The 16,100-nt window shown below is 71.3% G+C and carries 16 protein-coding genes and 1 pseudogene; 6 read left to right on the top strand and 11 right to left on the bottom strand.

Features of this window, described 5'->3' with window-relative positions; all coding sequences use genetic code 11:
- The 3 genes from cbiQ to VT52_RS29090 all read left to right on the top strand — a co-directional run bounded on the left by cbiQ (position 1) and on the right by VT52_RS29090 (position 2,799).
- Complete coding sequence (cbiQ, locus tag VT52_RS29100) at positions 1–762, top strand: cobalt ECF transporter T component CbiQ (protein ID WP_046420996.1); 762 nt, start codon at positions 1–3, stop codon at positions 760–762.
- A 7-nt stretch (positions 763–769) separates the two neighbouring features.
- Positions 770–1,546, top strand: coding sequence for an energy-coupling factor ABC transporter ATP-binding protein (locus VT52_RS29095; protein WP_046420995.1), 777 nt, complete (start codon positions 770–772; stop codon positions 1,544–1,546).
- Between the two features lie 74 nt (positions 1,547–1,620).
- A complete protein-coding gene (locus VT52_RS29090; protein ID WP_107481477.1) occupies positions 1,621–2,799 on the top strand; it encodes a serine hydrolase domain-containing protein in 1,179 nt (392 codons plus the stop codon).
- Positions 2,800–2,859: 60 nt separating this feature from the next.
- Here VT52_RS29090 and VT52_RS29085 read toward each other — a convergent pair whose 3' ends face one another.
- Together VT52_RS29085 and VT52_RS29080 are read right to left on the bottom strand one after the other, a co-directional pair.
- Complete coding sequence (locus VT52_RS29085; protein WP_240509920.1) at positions 2,860–3,165, bottom strand: DUF1876 domain-containing protein; 306 nt, start codon at positions 3,163–3,165, stop codon at positions 2,860–2,862.
- Between the two features lie 79 nt (positions 3,166–3,244).
- Positions 3,245–4,129: an NAD(P)-dependent oxidoreductase gene (locus VT52_RS29080; protein WP_046420994.1), complete on the bottom strand. Its 885-nt coding sequence runs from the start codon at positions 4,127–4,129 to the stop codon at positions 3,245–3,247.
- A 310-nt stretch (positions 4,130–4,439) separates the two neighbouring features.
- On the opposite strand from VT52_RS29080, the gene VT52_RS39095 reads away from it, so the two are divergent.
- Together VT52_RS39095 and VT52_RS39090 are read left to right on the top strand one after the other, a co-directional pair.
- Positions 4,440–5,102: a hypothetical protein gene (locus VT52_RS39095; RefSeq protein ID WP_240509919.1), complete on the top strand. Its 663-nt coding sequence runs from the start codon at positions 4,440–4,442 to the stop codon at positions 5,100–5,102.
- A 41-nt stretch (positions 5,103–5,143) separates the two neighbouring features.
- A complete protein-coding gene (locus VT52_RS39090; protein WP_240509918.1) occupies positions 5,144–5,575 on the top strand; it encodes a hypothetical protein in 432 nt (143 codons plus the stop codon).
- Positions 5,576–5,600: 25 nt separating this feature from the next.
- Here the strand turns inward: VT52_RS39090 and VT52_RS29065 are convergent, their stop codons facing one another.
- The 6 genes and pseudogenes from VT52_RS29065 to VT52_RS29040 form a co-directional block, all read right to left on the bottom strand.
- Positions 5,601–5,798, bottom strand: coding sequence for a hypothetical protein (locus VT52_RS29065; RefSeq protein ID WP_046420991.1), 198 nt, complete (start codon positions 5,796–5,798; stop codon positions 5,601–5,603).
- Positions 5,795–6,287 (bottom strand): annotated as a pseudogene (locus VT52_RS29060) (YbaK/EbsC family protein). The gene VT52_RS29065 and the pseudogene VT52_RS29060 overlap by 4 nt, the downstream one beginning before the upstream one ends.
- Positions 6,288–6,296: 9 nt before the next feature.
- The gene (locus VT52_RS29055; RefSeq protein ID WP_046420990.1) at positions 6,297–6,488 is read right to left on the bottom strand and encodes a DUF397 domain-containing protein; all 192 of its coding nucleotides are present in this window, start codon (positions 6,486–6,488) and stop codon (positions 6,297–6,299) included.
- Positions 6,485–7,330 (bottom strand): helix-turn-helix domain-containing protein, encoded by an 846-nt coding sequence (locus VT52_RS29050; RefSeq protein WP_167377754.1) that lies wholly within the window; start codon positions 7,328–7,330, stop codon positions 6,485–6,487. The genes VT52_RS29055 and VT52_RS29050 overlap by 4 nt, the downstream gene beginning before the upstream one ends.
- Before the next feature lie 149 nt (positions 7,331–7,479).
- A complete protein-coding gene (locus VT52_RS29045; protein ID WP_046420988.1) occupies positions 7,480–9,693 on the bottom strand; it encodes an MMPL family transporter in 2,214 nt (737 codons plus the stop codon).
- 112 nt (positions 9,694–9,805) lie between these two features.
- Positions 9,806–10,399, bottom strand: a complete 594-nt coding sequence (locus tag VT52_RS29040; RefSeq protein ID WP_046421018.1) for a TetR/AcrR family transcriptional regulator — start codon at positions 10,397–10,399, stop codon at positions 9,806–9,808.
- A gap of 181 nt (positions 10,400–10,580) precedes the next feature.
- Between VT52_RS29040 and VT52_RS29035 the strand changes: the two genes are divergently transcribed.
- A complete protein-coding gene (locus tag VT52_RS29035) occupies positions 10,581–13,868 on the top strand; it encodes a S41 family peptidase (RefSeq protein WP_046420987.1) in 3,288 nt (1,095 codons plus the stop codon).
- Between the two features lie 103 nt (positions 13,869–13,971).
- Here the strand turns inward: VT52_RS29035 and VT52_RS29030 are convergent, their stop codons facing one another.
- From VT52_RS29030 to VT52_RS29020, 3 genes are all read right to left on the bottom strand, one after another.
- Complete coding sequence (locus tag VT52_RS29030; RefSeq protein WP_046420986.1) at positions 13,972–14,181, bottom strand: hypothetical protein; 210 nt, start codon at positions 14,179–14,181, stop codon at positions 13,972–13,974.
- Between the two features lie 95 nt (positions 14,182–14,276).
- Positions 14,277–15,161, bottom strand: coding sequence for an SDR family oxidoreductase (locus VT52_RS29025; RefSeq protein WP_046420983.1), 885 nt, complete (start codon positions 15,159–15,161; stop codon positions 14,277–14,279).
- Entirely contained in the window at positions 15,158–16,084 is a 927-nt protein-coding gene (locus tag VT52_RS29020) for an alpha/beta fold hydrolase (RefSeq protein ID WP_046421017.1), read from the bottom strand. The genes VT52_RS29025 and VT52_RS29020 overlap by 4 nt, the downstream gene beginning before the upstream one ends.
- Positions 16,085–16,100: the final 16 nt, after the last annotated feature.

Raw genomic sequence — 16,100 nt, 5'->3', positions numbered from 1 at the left:
ATGGGTGCGGGGCACGCGCATCGCCTCTACCGGCACGGGGAATCGCCCGTGCACACCCTCCCGCCGCACACCAAGCTCGCGGCCGCGTTCCTCTTCGTGCTGGTCGTGGTCTCGACCCCGCGCGAGGCGATGTGGGCGTTCGGGGCGTACGCCGTGCTGCTCGCGGCCGTGGCGGAACGCGCCCGGGTGCCCGCCGGGTTCCTGCTGCGGCGGCTGCTGATCGAGGTGCCCTTCGTGGCGTTCGCGGTGCTGCTGCCGTTCGTCGCGGAGGGGGCGCGGGTGCACGTCCTCGGCCTCTCGCTGAGCGTCGAGGGACTGTGGGGCGCCTGGAACGTGCTCGCCAAGGGCACCCTCGGCGTCGCCGCCTCCGTGCTCCTCGCGGCCACCACGGAACTGCGCCAGCTCCTGCTGGGCCTTGAGCGGTTGAAGCTGCCGCCGCTGCTGGTGCAGATCGCCTCCTTCATGCTCCGCTACGGCGACGTCATCACCGACGAGATGCGCCGGATGCGGATCGCCCGCGCCTCCCGCGGCTTCGAGGCACGGGGCGTACGGCACTGGGGGGTGCTCGCCAAGTCCGCCGGCGCGCTGTTCATCCGCTCCTACGAGCGCGGGGAGCGCGTGCACCTGGCCATGGTGAGCCGGGGGTACGCCGGTTCGATGCCCGTCATCGAGGAGGCGACCGCGTCCCCCGCCCAGTGGCGCCTCGCCCTCGCGCTGCCCTGCTCCGCCCTCGTCGTCTGCCTGTCGGGATGGACCCTGTGAATTGGGGATGGACCCTGTGAGTACGACCGCTGCCTCGCTGGAGGTCTCCGGCCTCGCCTTCGCCTACCCCGACGGCCATCAGGCCCTGTTCGGCGTCGACTTCACCATCGGGCGCGGCGAACGGGTCGCGCTGCTCGGCCCCAACGGCGCCGGCAAGACCACGCTGGTGCTGCACCTCAACGGCATCCTCGGCGGCGGCGCCGGGGCGGTCACCGTGGCCGGACTGCCCGTGGACAAGCGGCACATGGCGACCGTCCGGCAGAAGGTCGGCATCGTCTTCCAGGACCCGGACGACCAGCTGTTCATGCCGACGGTGCGCGAGGACGTGGCGTTCGGCCCGGCGGCGGCCGGCCTCAAGGGCGCCGCCCTGGAAGAACGCGTACGGCACGCCCTGGACCGGGTCGGCATGGGCGACTTCGCCGACCGGCCGCCGCACCACCTCTCCTTCGGACAGCGGCGGCGCGTCGCGGTGGCGACCGTGCTCGCGATGGAGCCGGAGATCCTGGTCCTGGACGAGCCGTCCTCCAACCTCGACCCCGCCTCCCGGCGCGAGCTGGCCGACATCCTGCGCTCGCTGGACGTGACGGTCCTGATGGTCACGCACGACCTGCCGTACGCCCTGGAGCTGTGCCCGCGCTCGCTGATCCTCAGCGACGGCGTGATCGCGGCCGACGGCCCGACGGCGGACCTGCTGTCCGACGAGGAGCTGATGCGGGCGCACCGCCTGGAGCTGCCGTTCGGTTTTGACCCCAGGGTGACAAAGCTAACGAAAAAGGACGGCTGATCCCGCCGAGGAATCGCAGGCCCACGCCCGCTGTTGCACCCACTGTCGCAGGTGGGTGGAAGGGAACGCGAGACATGGAGAGCGGGGACGTGCTCGTGAACGGCACGGTGGCCGAGGGCTTCGAGCCGGTCAGGGAGGCGTTCGCAGCGAACTTCGCCCTGCTCGGGGAGCGCGGCGCGGCGGTCGCCGTGTACCGCGACGGACGGCGAGTGGTCGACCTGTGGGCGGGCACCAAGGACGTGGACGGTACGGCTCCCTGGGAGCCCGGCACCGCCCAGATCGTGCGCTCGGCCACCAAGGGCGTCGTCGCCGCCGGGCTCCTGCTGCTGCACCAGCGCGGTGAGCTGGACCTGGACGCGCCGGTCGGCACGTACTGGCCCGAGTACAAGGCGGCGGGCAAGGAGCGCACCCTCGTACGCCATCTGCTCGCGCACCGCGCGGGTGTGCCCGTCCTGGACCGCCCGCTGACCCCGGCCGAGGCCGCCGACCCGGACCTCGGCGCGGCGGCCGTCGCCGCGCAGGCCCCGGTGTGGGAGCCGGGCACGGACCACGGCTACCACGCGCAGACGTACAGCTGGCTGACCGGGGAGCTGATCCGGCGCGTCACCGGGCGCCCGGTCGGCGCGTGGCTGGCCGACGAGATCGCCGGGCCGGTCGGCGCGGACCTGTGGCTCGGTCTGCCGGCGGCCGAGCAGGGGCGCGTCGGCCGGGTCGGGGACATCGAGGCACCGCGGGCGGCGGGCGCGCTGAAGCTGCGTCCCAAGCGCGCGGTGTCCGCGGCCTACGCCGACCCGGACTCGCTCACCCGGCGCGCCTTCGCCGCGATCACCCCGCTCCCGGACGAGAACGACCCCGGCTACCGCGCCGCCGCCCTGCCCGCCTCCAACGGCATCGCGACGGCGGACGGACTGGCCCGGGTCTACGCGTCGCTGATCGGCGAAGTGGACGGCGGTGTCCGGCTGTTCACACCCGGGACGGTGGAGCTGGCCCGCGCCGAGCGGTCGGCGGGGCCCGACCGGGTGCTCGTGGTCAACACCCGCTTCGGCCTCGGCTGCATGCTGCACGGCAGCGCGTCCCCGCTCCTCGCCCCCGGCTCCTTCGGCCACCCGGGCCGCGGCGGCTCCCTCGCCTTCGCCGACCCGGAGTCGGGCATCGCGTTCGGCTATGTCACCAACGGCTTCCGCAAGAGCGTGACGGCGGATCCGAGGGCGCAGGCGCTGGTAAGGGCGCTGAAGGTGGCGCTGGGGGCGTGAGTCAGCCGAGGACGCGCGCCGCCTCGTAGCGGCGCGCTCCCGTCACCCGTCATTCGGGGCTCAGACGTGGATCGGATGCGACGTCCGCCCCGACTCCGCGTCGATCTCCGCGTGCGCCTTGTCCAGCAGCTCCAGGGCGATCTGGTTGAGCGCACGGGCCCCGGCGATCTCCTCGCCGACCCTCGGCTGGTCGTTGTCGATGTGGTGGCGGCTGGCGTGTCCGTGCCCCCGGATCTCGCTGCCGTCGGGCAAGCGCACCAGGGCCACCGCGCGCGTGTGCTGACCATCCTCCTCGAATTCCAGCTCGACATGCCACCCGACAGCGGTGTGCATCCTGGTCCGCGTCTGTTGCATGGTCTGCGTCATGTCGGCCACCTCCGGGAAACGCACATTCCGGCTGTTTCCAGGGTGCTCCCGGCCGCGGGGAACGTCACCTCGGCCCGGCTCAGTCCTTGCCGTCGAAGCTCGCGAAGTACGCGGCGGCCATGTCCTCCTGGCCGTGCCCCTGGGCGGCCGCGCGGGCCAGCCGTTCGGCGGTGGCCTCGGCCACGTCGAGGCGTACGCCGCTCCGCCGGCCCGCGGCCACGATCAGCCGGGCGTCCTTCTCGGCGGTGGTCACCGCGAACGACGCCGGGGTCAGCCTGTCCTCCAGGAGAACTCCGGACTTGGCCCGCAGATAGCCCATGTCGAGCGGGCCGCCGCCGATCAGCTCGAAGAAGTCCCGCGGGTCGACGCCGAGGCCCTTGGCGAGGGCCAGCGTCTCGCCGGTGGCCGCGGTGACGGCGAGCACCCAGCTGTTGGCCACCAGCTTCAGCCGGCTGGCGCTGCCCGCGGCGCCGTCCTCGCCGGTCCACAGGGTCTTGGCGCCCACCGCGTCGAACACCGGCGTGACCGCCGCCCGCCCCTGCGCCGGCCCGGCCGCCAGCACGGTGAGCCGACCGGCCTCGGCGGGCTCCTTGGTGCCGAGCACGGGGGCGTCGTAGAAGAGCAGTCCGTGCTCACGGGCGAACGCGGCCAGGTCGGTGATCAGTTCGGACCCGGCGGTGGTGGACTGCACCCAGGCAGCCCCCCGGCGCAGCGCCGGCGCGGCCTCCCGCATGACCTCCAGCACGGTGTTGCCGTCGTAGAGCATCGTCAGGACGACATCGGCGCCCTCCACGGCCTCGGCGGGGGTACCGGTGATCCGGGCGCCCTCGGCGGCGAGTGGCTCGGCCTTGTCGCGCGTGCGGTTCCAGGCACGCACCTCAAGCCCCGCACGGCACAGATTGCGGGCCATGGCGGCGCCCATGATGCCGGTGCCCAGGACGCTGACGGTCGGCTTGTCGCTCATTGGCGCTCCCTGAAGTCATAGTGTGTCGTCTCCAGCTTCCCGTACCACGGGAGGCGCCGCGGGAACCGGCTCGACCGCCCCGGCGTGCGGCATCGGCCCGGTACCGACGACCAGCAGTCCGGCCGACGACAGATGACGGCAAGCAGAAATTCAGCCACAAAGGCTCAATACAAGTGCGCCAGACTCTTCAGTCGTGCGGTACCTAAAAACATGCTCAGATAGTGGGCGATTACTTTGAGCAGCCGCCACTAATCGCATAGCGTCCTAGCATCGAACCGCCGGACCAGCGGTCGTACAGCAGGGGGGAACCATGGGCATAGGTATACGGCGAACCGTCATCGCGTCCAGCACGGACTTGTTGCTTTGCTTCGCAGCAGTCGGGACAGCAACCGCGGACCAGGAATCGCCGATTCCGGGCGCCGGCGACACCGAGCAGGCAGCGGCTACAGACTCCATCTCCGCGGACGCCATCACGGAGATCAATGACCGCACTGGCTGGGACGACGATGAAGCTACAGCTGTAGTACAGCCGAAATACTGTGCCGGCCCGCAGACATGGATCGATATTACGTCGAAGAAGAATTACCACATCGCATCATGGTGGAATGGGACCAAATACAAAGACGGACCCGGCGGATCCATGACCGCCAGCGTAACCAAGTCCGGGACCATCTCGGCGGAAATTTCGGGTAGTACGGAAGTATCGGCGAGTTCGGTCGTCGTGGCGGCCAAGGCTTCTGTCAGCGCCAAGATCGGTGGCAGCGTCAGTATCACCACTGGTCATACCTACGCGCACAACATCTCCAAGAAAAAGTACGGTCATCTACAGTACGGGTCTTGGGGCTACAAGGTGTCGTGGGCGAAGTACCGGCGCAAGGGGGACGGATGCCACGGTGCGACTTTGATCGACAGCGGTACAGCAACACTGCCCACATCGGAGACCGGCTGGAAGTACTGGGAGACCGCGTCATGAGGCCCCGACCCGTGTGGCTCCTCGGGTGTGCCCTGGCGCCGGTGCTCCTTCTCACAGCCTGCACATCGCACAACGACCCCGCGCCCAGCCAGGGCCCTTCATCCCCGGCTGCACACCGGAGTGGCGGGGCGCAGGCCGATAAGAAGCTCACGGCACAGGCGCAGTCCGCGCTCGACGCGGCGAGTGACGATGGCAGTTCCATGGTCGAGTCGGGCGTCGAGCGCGTCTCGGACGGCGTGCACACACGACCCGACCTGGCTCAGGGCACGGACTACAAGCTGACCGTGGTGTGCGCTGGGAAGGGGGCTGCGGAGATCGTCGTGGCGCCGTCCGGCGCGGGCGGGAAGAAGGCGGTTCCCTGCGACGGGTCCGTGGTCTTCGAGCGTTTGACGGCCGAAGGCACGCTCAAGGTCGATGTCCAGGGGGAGCCCGGCGCGGCGGGCATGATCGCCTGGCGCATCAACAAGGCTTGAGCAGCACGGGGCGCTGACGGTGGGCCTACTCGACGTGCAGCATCAGCCCGATCACGACGACCAGCGGCCCGGCCGCCGCGAGCCGGGCCGCACCGAAGCGTTCCGGAACACGGCGCCGATGGATCAGGTGCGGCCAAGCGCCCGCCGCCGGGCCGACGCGAAGGGGGCAGTCAGCAGCCCGATCGGCACCCAACAGCACGGCGGCGGTGACCAGCGGCGTCACGAAGTCCGCTCACGCACGTCCACGAGCGTGGCCTGTGCGTGAGCGACGAGTTCCTTCGGTTCGATCGGGAAGACGGCGTACGGCGTCCCGGCGGCGGCCCACCACCACGTCGTGCGCGAGCAGCGACCGGTCGGCGAGCACGCGGGTCCGGGTGCGGTGCCCGAAAGGCGGCAGGCCCCCGATGGCGTACCCGGTGACCTCGCGCACCACCTGCGCGTCGGCCCGCCCCACCTTCTGGACCCCCAGCTCCTCCCGGACCCGCTCCACGTCCACCCGGGAGGCCCCGTCCATGAGCACGAGCACCGGCACCCCGTCGGCGGCGAAGATCAACGACTTGCAGATCTGGCTGAGTTCACACCCGATCGCGGTGGCCGTCTCCGCGGCGGTCCTGGTCCCCTCGGGAAACGTCCGCGCCCGCCCGAGCACGTCCTCCAGGCCCAGGTCCTTGAGTGCTTCCGCGAAACGGGGGTGGGTGGCTGCTGTTGTCATGCGGGCACGTTAACGAGGCTCTCCGACCAGAGCGAGGAAATCTGCCCAGGCGGAGGGGGCGACGGTCAGGTGTGCGGTGCGGGGGGTCTTGGAGTCGCGGACGTGGACCGTGGCCGGGGTCGTGGCCACCTCGACGCAGTCGCCGGGCTCGTTGCTGCTGCTGTAGCTGCTCTTGAACCAGTGGAGTTCCGGCGTGCTCATAGTCTCCCCAGCGCTTGCTCGATGAAGGCCCGCGACTCCCTCGGCGGGAGCGCCTGCGTCCGGATCATCCCATAGCGCAGCTCAAGGATCCGAAGGTCGCGGGGACTCTCGACCGGGCGTCCGTTGAAGGCTCCGTCCGAACGGCCGATCGCGGTGCCGTCGGCGAATTTCAGCACCTCCAGCGGGCCGTGCATCCCGGCGTGATCCTCCCGTTCGGTAGGCATGACCTGGATCGATACGTTGCGCAACCGGCTGATCTCCAACAGGTGTTCAAGCTGGTGACGGAGCACCATTTTCCCACCGATCGGGCGCTCCAGCGTGACCTGTTCCTGGATGAAGCTGAGCGAGGGAACCGGTTCCCGGCCGAAGACGGACTGCCGTCCCGTGCGCCCGGCGACCTCCCGTTCGATGACGTCCCGCGGGAGGGGAGGCTGCCGTACCTCGTAGAGCGCCGTCATGTACTCGGCCGTCTGCAACAACCCATGGATGTTGTGGTTGCTGTACAACAGCATCTCCACTGCCCGGTCCTCCAGCTCCTTCAGCCGGCGCACCTTCTTCGGGTACCGGGCCCGTCCCATGTCCTCCATGAAGGCCCGGAGATGGCCGTTCGCGTGCAGCACATGGTCGGCCTTGTCCAGGAACTCCGGGCGTGGAATGCGCTGGCCCCCCTCGATCTTCCGGATCAGGTCCTCGCCGTACCCGAGCACTTCCGCCAGTTCGCCGGGGCGCAGCCCCGCCGCCTCCCGGCACACCTTCAGCAGTCGCCCCACCGCCTGCACCACCGGTTCGATCTCGTCACCGGGTTCGACGTCCCAACCGGCCTCGTCCACGCCGTCGTCCACGTGCCACCTCCCGTCGTCGCCATACCCGTACAACGTGCGGGACAGCCAGGACAGCACGGGACGGACCCCGGACAAGAAAGAAGCCGGTGAGGGTGCAGCCCCGTCCCCACGGGCACCCTCACCGGCCGTTCAACTGCAGGAGCCGTACGTCAGGCGCGTACCAGCTCCCGCTCGTCCTCCGTGCCGTGCGCGGCGGACTCCGTGCGCAGGCCCTCGCCCTCGACGTCCACGTTGGGCAGGATCCGGTCCAGCCACTTCGGGAGCCACCAGGCGTGCTTGCCCAGCAGGGCCAGGACGGCCGGGACGATCGCCATGCGGACGACGAAGGCGTCGAAGAAGACGGCGACGGCGAGGCCGAAGCCGATCATCTTGACCATGGACTCGCTGGAGCCGATGAAGCCGGAGAAGACGGCGATCATGATGACGGCGGCGGCGGTGACGACGCGGGCGCCGTGCCGGAAGCCGGTCACCACGGCCTGGGTCGGCTTCTCGCCGTGGACGTACGCCTCGCGCATCCGGGTCACCAGGAAGACCTCGTAGTCCATCGCGAGGCCGAAGACCACGCCCACCATGAAGATCGGCATCATCGACATGACCGGGCCGGTCTGCTGGACGTCCATCAGGCCGGACAGCCAGCCCCACTGGAAGACCGCGACGACCGCGCCGAGCGCCGCGAGCACGCTGAGCAGGAAGCCGAGGGCCGCCTTCAGCGGAACGAGGACCGAGCGGAAGACCACGATCAGGAGGAGGAAGGCCAGGCCCACGACCAGGGCGAGGTAGGGCAGGAGCGCGTCGTTCAGGCGCTGGGAGACGTCGATGTTCATCGCCGTCGAGCCGGTCACCAGGAGCTTCGCGTCCGTCTTCGCGGTGATGTCCGCGCCCTTGCCGCGGATGGTGTGCACCAGGTCCTCGGTGGACCTGGAGGACGGCTTGGACTTCGGAACGACCGTGATGATCGCCGTGTCGCCCGCCTTGTCGGTCGTGGCCGGAGTGACCGCGACGACGTCCTTCAGACCCTTGATCTCGTCGCCGACCTCGCTGAAGGCCGTCTTGGGGTGCGCGCTGTCCTTGGCGTCGACGACGACCATCAGCGGGCCGTTGAAGCCGGCCCCGAAGCCCTCGGACAGCAGGTCGTAGGCGCGGCGCTGGGTGGTGGAGGTGGGCTGGGAGCCGTCGTCGGGCAGGCCGAGCTCCAGGGAGGAGACCGGGACGGCCGCCGCGCCGAGGCCGATCACGCCGAGCAGGAGGACCGGGAGGGGACGCCGTACGACGAAACTCGCCCAGCGGGTGCCCATGTTGGGGCGGCCCGGCTTCTTCGCCGGACGGCCGCCGCCGAGCAGCTTGCTCTTCTCGCCGGCCGGCTTGACCCTGCGGCCGGCGTAGCCGAGCAGCGCGGGGATCATCGTGAGCGCGATCAGTACGGCGATGGCGACCGTACCCGCCGCGGCGATGCCCATCTTGGTCAGCATCGGGATGTTGACGACGGAGAGGCCGACCAGCGCGATGACGACGGTCAGGCCGGCGAAGACCACCGCGGAGCCCGCCGTGCCGACGGCGCGGCCCGCCGCCTCCTCGCGCTCGCGTCCCTCGGCGAGTTCGGCGCGGTAGCGGGAGACGATGAACAGGGCGTAGTCGATGCCGACCGCGAGGCCGATCATCATCGCCAGCGTGGAGGTGGTGGAGCCCAGGTCGAGCACGGAGGCGAGCGCGGTGATCGAGGAGACGCCGATGCCCACACCGATGAGCGCGGTCAGCAGCGGCAGCCCGGCCGCGAGCAGGGAACCGAAGGTGATGACGAGGACGACGGCGGCGATGCCGATGCCGATCAGTTCACCGGCACCCTCCTCGGGCATGGCGGTGAGCGCGTCACCACCGACCTCGACCGTCAGCCCGGTGTCCCGCGCCTCCTGCGCGGCCTCCTTCAGCGCGTCGCGTGAGGAGTCCTTCAGCTCCATGCCGGAGACCTTGTACTTCACCGAGGCGTAGGCGATGGAGCCGTCCCGGCTGACGGCGTGCCCGGTGTACGGGTCGGCGACCGAGGCGACCTCGGAGCCGTGGCCCAGTTCGCGCACGGTCTTGTCGACGGCGGCCTTGTTGGCCTTGTCGGTCATCTTCTCGCCGGCCGGCGCCTTGAAGACGACCCGCGCGGTGGCGCCGTCGGCGCTCATCCCGGGGAAGCGATGCTCCAGCAGGTCGAACGCCTTCTGGGCCTCGGTGCCGGGGATCGAGAAGGAGGAGTTGCCGGCGGCCGGCGCGGAGGCCGCGCCCACCCCGGCGAGGGTGAGCAGCGCGACCCATATCAGGGCGACGAAGTGCCGTCGCCGGAAGGCGAGCCGGCCGATTCGGTACAGGAATGTGGCCACGGAGGCGTACTCCCGGTCAGGTCGTGGGGTTCATCAGGGCAGGGGTGATCAGCCCGACGACGTGAGCGGTGACGTCAGATGATGGGCTTGATGGGGAGGTGTGCGAGGAGGGTCAGGCGCCGAGGGCGGGGAGGACCACGGCGTCGATGTACGAGGTGAGGAAGTCCTGGGTGGGTGGCTGGTCCTCCAGGAGGGTCCTGGTGGCGAAACCGCCGACCATCATGTGCACCATGAAGTCGATCGCCGGGCAGTCCGGGCGGACCTCGCCCCGGTCGACGGCCCGCTGGAGCATCTGCCGGCCGTTGACGATCTCCGCTTCGAGGATCTGCGCCCGGAACGTCTCGCGCAGGTCCTCGTTGTGGTGCATCGCCATGGCGATCCCCCGCATCAGGGCGGAGTTCTGCGCCATGGTGCAGTCGTCCTCCATCGCCACGAGGGCGTGCAGGTCGCCGCGGAGGGAACCGGTGTCGATGTCCCCGAGGTGGCCGCGCTTGTTGTGCCGCAGCGCCTTGACCACCAGCTCGGCCTTGCCGCCCCACTGGCGGTAGAGCGTGGCCTTGCTGGACCGGGTGCGGGCGGCGACGGCGTCCATGGTCAGGGCGTCGTAACCGACCTCCCGGAGCAGTTCCAGCACGGCCTCGTACAGCTCGGCCTCGCGCTCGGGGGTGATCCGACTGCGACGCGCAGCCGCGACGGCCTCGGTCATGTCGTCCACCCTTCCGCTCCGGTACTTCCTCGCGTACGTGCGTCTTCGTACGTCCATGAAGATACCCCCCTCCCATTCGAAACGAAACAGTTTCGTACGTGTGCTCCATCACGAACGTGAGGAACGGATAAGAAGGGCACATAAGTTGCCCGCCCCCAGCGCGCGGAAAAGCATGGGGAGGGTGAGCTATCTGCGCTTCCCCCACCTCAGCGGCGATCTGCTGTGCTTCGTGTCCGAGGACGACCTGTGGCTGGCCCCCCTCGACGCCCCCGGCCGCGCCTGGCGGCTCACGGCGGACCGCACCAAGACCGGGCACCCGCGCTTCTCCCCCGACGGCGGCCGGATCGCGTACACGAGCTGGCGCAGCCTGGCGCCCGAGATCCATCTCGTGGACGTCACCGGAGGACCCGCGCGGCAGCTGACGTACTGGGGCAGCACCGACACCCAGGTGTGCGGCTGGTCCCCGGACGACGACATCCTGGCGGTCGCCTCGCACGGGCAGCCGTTCTCCTACTTCACCTGGGCCTACAAGGTCGCCCTCGACGGCGACCCGGGCGGCCGGCTGCCCTGGGGCCCGGTCAGCGAGCTCCAGGTCGCCGACCTCGACGGCGAGCGCAAGACACTGCTGCTCACCGGCACCCCGCCGCACGAACCCGCCTCCTGGAAGCGCTACCGGGGCGGTGCCATGGGCCGCCTGTGGCTGCACGGCGAGCGCCTGCTGCCCGACATCGGCGGCCACCTGTCCAGCCCCATGTACGTCGCCGGGCGGATCGCCTTCCTCTCCGACCACGAGGGCGTCGGCAACCTCTACTCCTGCGCCTACGACGGCACCGACCTGCGCCGCCACACCGACCACGACGCCTTCTACGCCCGGCACGCCTCCAGCGACGGCACCCGGGTGGTCTACCAGTGCGCGGGCGACCTGTGGATCGTCGACGACTTCTCCCCGCGGGGCACCCCGGGCAAGCTCGACATCCGCCTCGCCGGGCCCGCCGCGGGACGGCGCCGCTACCAGGTGCCGGCCGCGCAGAACGTCGACGGCATCTCCGTGGACGAGACCGGCCGGGCCAGCGCGGTCGTGGTGCGCGGCAGCCTGTACTGGCTCACCCACCGCGACGGCCCCGCCCGCACCATCGCGGACACCCCCGGGGTCCGGGTCCGGCTGCCGGAGATGCTGGGCTCCACGGGGCAGGTGGCCTATGTGTCCGACGCCGAGGGCGAGGACGCGGTGGAGATCGCCCAGCTGCCCCGGGCCACCGGCGACCGCCCGCCCCACCGGCTCGCCCAGGGGTACCTCGGCCGGGTCCTGGAGATGATCTCCGACCCGGACGGCGAGCGCCTGGCCGTCGCCTCGCACGACGGCCGGCTGCTGCTGATCGACGTGCCCGAGGAGCCCGGCGCCGGGGTCCCCGAGTCGCCCGGCACCGGGGTCGGGGCGGAGACCGAGGAGGGCGCGGTCACCGAACTGATCCGCTCCGCCAACGGCCCGGTGCGCGACCTCGCCTTCTCCCCCGACGGCACCTGGCTCACCTGGTCCCACCCCGGCATCGGCCGCTCCCTGCGCCAGATCAAGCTGGCCCGCATCAAGGACCGGCTGATCCTGGACGTCACCGACGGCCGCTTCGAGGACGAGACCCCCGTCTTCACCCGCGACGGCCGCTACCTCGCCTTCCTGTCCTGGCGCGGCTTCGACCCGGTGTACGACGTGCACACCGGCGACCTGTCCTTCCCGCTCGGCAGCCGCCCCTACCTGGTCCCGCTGTCCTCGGCCACCCCCTCGCCGTTCGCCCTGAACCCCGAGGGACGCCCGGCGGCCGGCGGGCTCGACCCGCTGGAGGAGGAGGAGACCGCCGAGGCGGGCACGGTGACGGTCGAGGTGGAGGGCCTGGCCAGCCGGGTCACCCCGTTTCCGGTGATCGCCTCCAAGTACTCCTCGCTGCACCCCGTCGCGGGCGGCGGACTGGTCTGGCTGCGCTGGCCCATCTCCGGCGCGCTCGGCGAGACCTTCGCCAACCCGGCCGACACCAGCGGCCGCCCCACGCTGGAGTACTTCAACATCACCAAGGCGAAGAAGTCCGAACTCGTCGGCCACCTGGACTGGTTCGCGGTGAGCGGCGACGGCAGCCGGCTCGTCGTGGTGGACGAGGGCGAGCTGCGCGCGGTGCCCTCCACCGAACCCGGCGACGCCGACAGCACCGTCTGGATCGACCTGCGCCGCATCCTGCACGGGGTGGACCCGCCCGCCGAGTGGCGCCAGGCGTACGACGAGGCGGGCCGGATCATCCGCGCCTACTTCTGGGACCCGGGAATGAGCGGCATCGACTGGGACGCGGTGCTCGACCAGTACCGCCCGCTCGTCGAACGGGTCGCCTCCCCCGACGAGTTCGCGGATCTGCTGCGCGAGGTCCTCGGCGAACTCGGCACCTCGCACGCCTACGTCACCGCCGCCCGCCGCAACGAGGGCCCGCCGCACTACCAGCGCTGGCAGGGCCTGCTCGGCGCCAACCTGGTGCGCCGCGACGCCGGCTGGACGGTACGGCGCATCCTGCCCGGCGACTCCTCGGACTCCAAGGCCCGCTCTCCGCTGGCCGGTACGGGCATCCGCGAGGGCGCGGTCCTCACCCATGTCGACGGCCGCCCGGTCGACCCCGTCACGGGCCCCTTCCCGCTGCTGGCGGGATCGGGCGGTACGACGGTGGAGCTGACGTTCACCCCCGCGGAGGGCACCGGACGGCCCCGCCGGGTCGCCGTCGTCCCCCTGGTCGACGACCGGCCGCTGCGCTACCAGGACTGGGTGGCCAAACGCCGCGACGTGGTGCGGGAGCTGAGCGGCGGCCGGTGCGGCTATCTGCACATCCCCGACATGGGCGGCTCGGGCTGGGCCCAGTTCAACCGCGACCTGCGCATGGAGGTGTCCCGGCCCGCGCTGATCGTGGACGTGCGCGGCAACGCGGGCGGGCACATCAGCGAGCTGGTCATCGAGAAGCTGACCCGCACGATCCTCGGCTGGGACCTGACGCGCGACGCCCAGCCGGTGTCGTACACCTCGAACGCGCCCCGGGGCCCGGTGGTGGCGCTGGCCGACGAGGCGACCTCCTCCGACGGCGACATGATCACGGCCGCGTTCAAACTCCTCGCACTGGGACCGGTGGTGGGGCAGCGCACCTGGGGCGGAGTCGTCGGCATGACCGGCCGCCACCGCCTCGGCGACGGCACCGTCATCACCGTCCCGATGAACGCCGCCTGGTTCGACGCCTACGGCTGGTCCGTCGAGAACCACGGCGTCTCCCCGGACCTGGAGATCCTCCGCACCCCCCTGGACTGGGCCGAGGGCCGCCACGCCCAGATGGACGACGCGATCCAGCTGGCCCTGAAACTGCTCGAATCCGACCCGGCCGCCGTCCCCCCGGACTACTCGGACGTCCCGGACCGCTCCCGCCCGCGGCTGCCGCCGAGGACGACTTCCTGAGGAGCGGCGCGCTCACCCGAACCGGCCACCCCGGAACACGAGCGCGGGGCGCCCTCCGCAGCGGAGGGCGCCCCGCACACCCGGCCGAAGCCGAGCGCCGCGGCTACGCGTCGTAGTCGTGGTCCATCCGGTCCTGCATCTCCGTGTCGTCGATGTCCTGACGACCGCGGTTCGGCTGCTGGCCCTGCTGGGGGCGCTGGCCGCGCTGGGGCTGGCCGGGCTGGCCGGCGCGCTCACGCGCCTGGTCCATCTTGCCCTTGCCCTTCTGCTGCCACTGGCCCTGGTCCTGGTGCTGCTGGTCCTTCATACCCATGTGGGTTCACTCCTGTGGTGAGTGAGAGTGGGGAAGTCGGCCCCTCAGCGGGGCCACGACCAGATTCACACGGCCCACCACGCTGCGCATGTGGATCAGTTACGTTCCGTGACCCGCGCCGCCTCGTCCGCCGCGCCGCCCGCGCCGACCAGCCCGGACCGCATCCCCTTCAGCCGCGGCCCGAACCGCCTCATCTCCCGCTGCCCCACCGACCCGATGAGCCCCGGGAGATACCCGCGCACGCTCTGCATGCCCCGTAGCCACCACTGCGCGTACACATGCGACGAACGCCGCTCGATGCCCGCGACGATCCGGTCCACGGCGGGCCCCAGCGGATACGTCTTGTTCGACGGCCACGGCAGCCGCTGCCGCAACTCCCGCATGACGTCGTCCTGATCGGCCCCGCGCACCATGTCGGTGTCGGTCCAGGACAGGTACCCGACGCCGACCCGGACCCCCTGGTGGCCGACCTCGGCCCGCAGGCTGTGCGCGTACGCCTCCACACCGGACTTTGAGGCGCAGTACGCGGTCATCATCGGCGCCGGGGTGATCGCCGCGAGGGAGGCGATCTGGAGCAGGTAGCCCCGGCTCTCGACCAGCACCGGCAGGAACGCGCGGGCGGTCACCGCCGAGCCGATGAGGTTGACCTCGATCACCCGCCGCCAGGCGTCCGGGTCGGAGTCGGCGAACGGACCACCCGTCGCCACACCGGCGTTGGCGACCACGATGTCGACCTTCCCGAACCGCGCCTTCACCTCGCGCGCCACCCGGGCCATCGTCTCGTGGTCGGTGACATCGGCGTACCAGTGTGCGCTCTCGCTGTGCAGCCGTCCGGAGACCTCCTTGAGGGCCTCCTCCTCCAGGCCGACCAGCGCCACCTTCGCACCGCGCGCGGAGAGCTTGCGGGCGAGCAACTCGCCGACGCCGCGCGCCGCTCCGGTGACGACCGCGACCTGTCCCTCGAGATCGACCCTGCTCATGCGCCCTCCTTGACCGGCCGGGGAGCGGATTCCCCGGCCCCCGTGACATACGTGCTGACGAGTTCCCGGATACGGCCCGTGACCCTCTCGGGCTCCTCGACCGGGGTCATATGGCCGGCGCCGGACAGTTCGGTGAGGCCGGCGCACCGCGGCAGTTCGGCGACCAGGGCGTGGGCGTGCACCGGGGGCAGGAGGCGGTCGGCCGTGCCGTGCAGGACCGCGGTGGGCATGTCCAGCCGCCGGACACCGTGGTCGAGATCGAGCGAAGCGAGCACCTGGGACCAGGCGTACCGGGCCCCGGTCGGGCAGCCGTGCACGATCCGCGCGCACGCCTCCACCATCTCCGGTGTCGAGCGGGCGCCCATCGTGCCGTACTTGAGGATCCGCCTGGCGAGCGGCGTGACCGGTCCGAGCGGGGCGCGCGAGCCGAGGATGCCCGCGCTGAGCCGGGTGCGCAGCGGCCCCTCGCGCAGGGGCAGCACCCGGGCCTCCGCCACCAGCCGCGAACTGCCGGTGCTGGCCAGCAGGACGGCCGCCGCGTGGGCGCGGAAGCGGGGCCGCTCGGCCGCCGCCATGACCGTCATGCCGCCCATGGAGTGCCCGACGAGCAGGGCCTGTTCGCCGTCCACGAGGGTCGCGGCGAGCACCGCCTCCAGGTCGTCCGCGAGCGCGCGGGTGGTGCACACGGGGCTCGCGGGGCTGCGCCCGTGCCCCCGCTGGTCGTACACGATCACCCGGTGGTCCCCGGCCAGTTCCCGGATCTGCGCCGCCCAGAAGGCGGTCGAGCAGGTCCAGCCGTGGGAGAGGACGACAGCGGGCGCGTCCTCGGGCCCGTGCACCTCGACGTGGAGCCGCGCGTCGTCGGTGGAGGGGACGGTGAGTTCACGGGCGGGGGCGGGCGGGGCGTAGGCGCCGGTGGTCATGCGGGTGGCGCGGGGG

The organism is Streptomyces malaysiense, assembly GCF_000980885.2.
Taxonomy (GTDB): Bacteria; Actinomycetota; Actinomycetes; order Streptomycetales; family Streptomycetaceae; genus Streptomyces; species Streptomyces malaysiense.
The sequence above is the reverse complement of the archived record's forward strand: the minus strand, read 5'-3'. Positions and strand labels throughout refer to the sequence as shown.

Coding starts and splice junctions, on each gene's coding strand:
- cbiQ (WP_046420996.1), top strand. CDS start 1: ATGGGTGCGGGGCACGCGCATCGCCTCTACCGGCACGGGGAATCGCCC.
- VT52_RS29095 (WP_046420995.1), top strand. CDS start 770: ATGGACCCTGTGAGTACGACCGCTGCCTCGCTGGAGGTCTCCGGCCTC.
- VT52_RS29090 (WP_107481477.1), top strand. CDS start 1,621: ATGGAGAGCGGGGACGTGCTCGTGAACGGCACGGTGGCCGAGGGCTTC.
- VT52_RS29085 (WP_240509920.1), bottom strand. CDS start 3,165: ATGACGCAGACCATGCAACAGACGCGGACCAGGATGCACACCGCTGTC.
- VT52_RS29080 (WP_046420994.1), bottom strand. CDS start 4,129: ATGAGCGACAAGCCGACCGTCAGCGTCCTGGGCACCGGCATCATGGGC.
- VT52_RS39095 (WP_240509919.1), top strand. CDS start 4,440: ATGGGCATAGGTATACGGCGAACCGTCATCGCGTCCAGCACGGACTTG.
- VT52_RS29055 (WP_046420990.1), bottom strand. CDS start 6,488: ATGAGCACGCCGGAACTCCACTGGTTCAAGAGCAGCTACAGCAGCAGC.
- VT52_RS29040 (WP_046421018.1), bottom strand. CDS start 10,399: ATGACCGAGGCCGTCGCGGCTGCGCGTCGCAGTCGGATCACCCCCGAG.
- VT52_RS29030 (WP_046420986.1), bottom strand. CDS start 14,181: ATGGGTATGAAGGACCAGCAGCACCAGGACCAGGGCCAGTGGCAGCAG.
- VT52_RS29025 (WP_046420983.1), bottom strand. CDS start 15,161: ATGAGCAGGGTCGATCTCGAGGGACAGGTCGCGGTCGTCACCGGAGCG.
- VT52_RS29020 (WP_046421017.1), bottom strand. CDS start 16,084: ATGACCACCGGCGCCTACGCCCCGCCCGCCCCCGCCCGTGAACTCACC.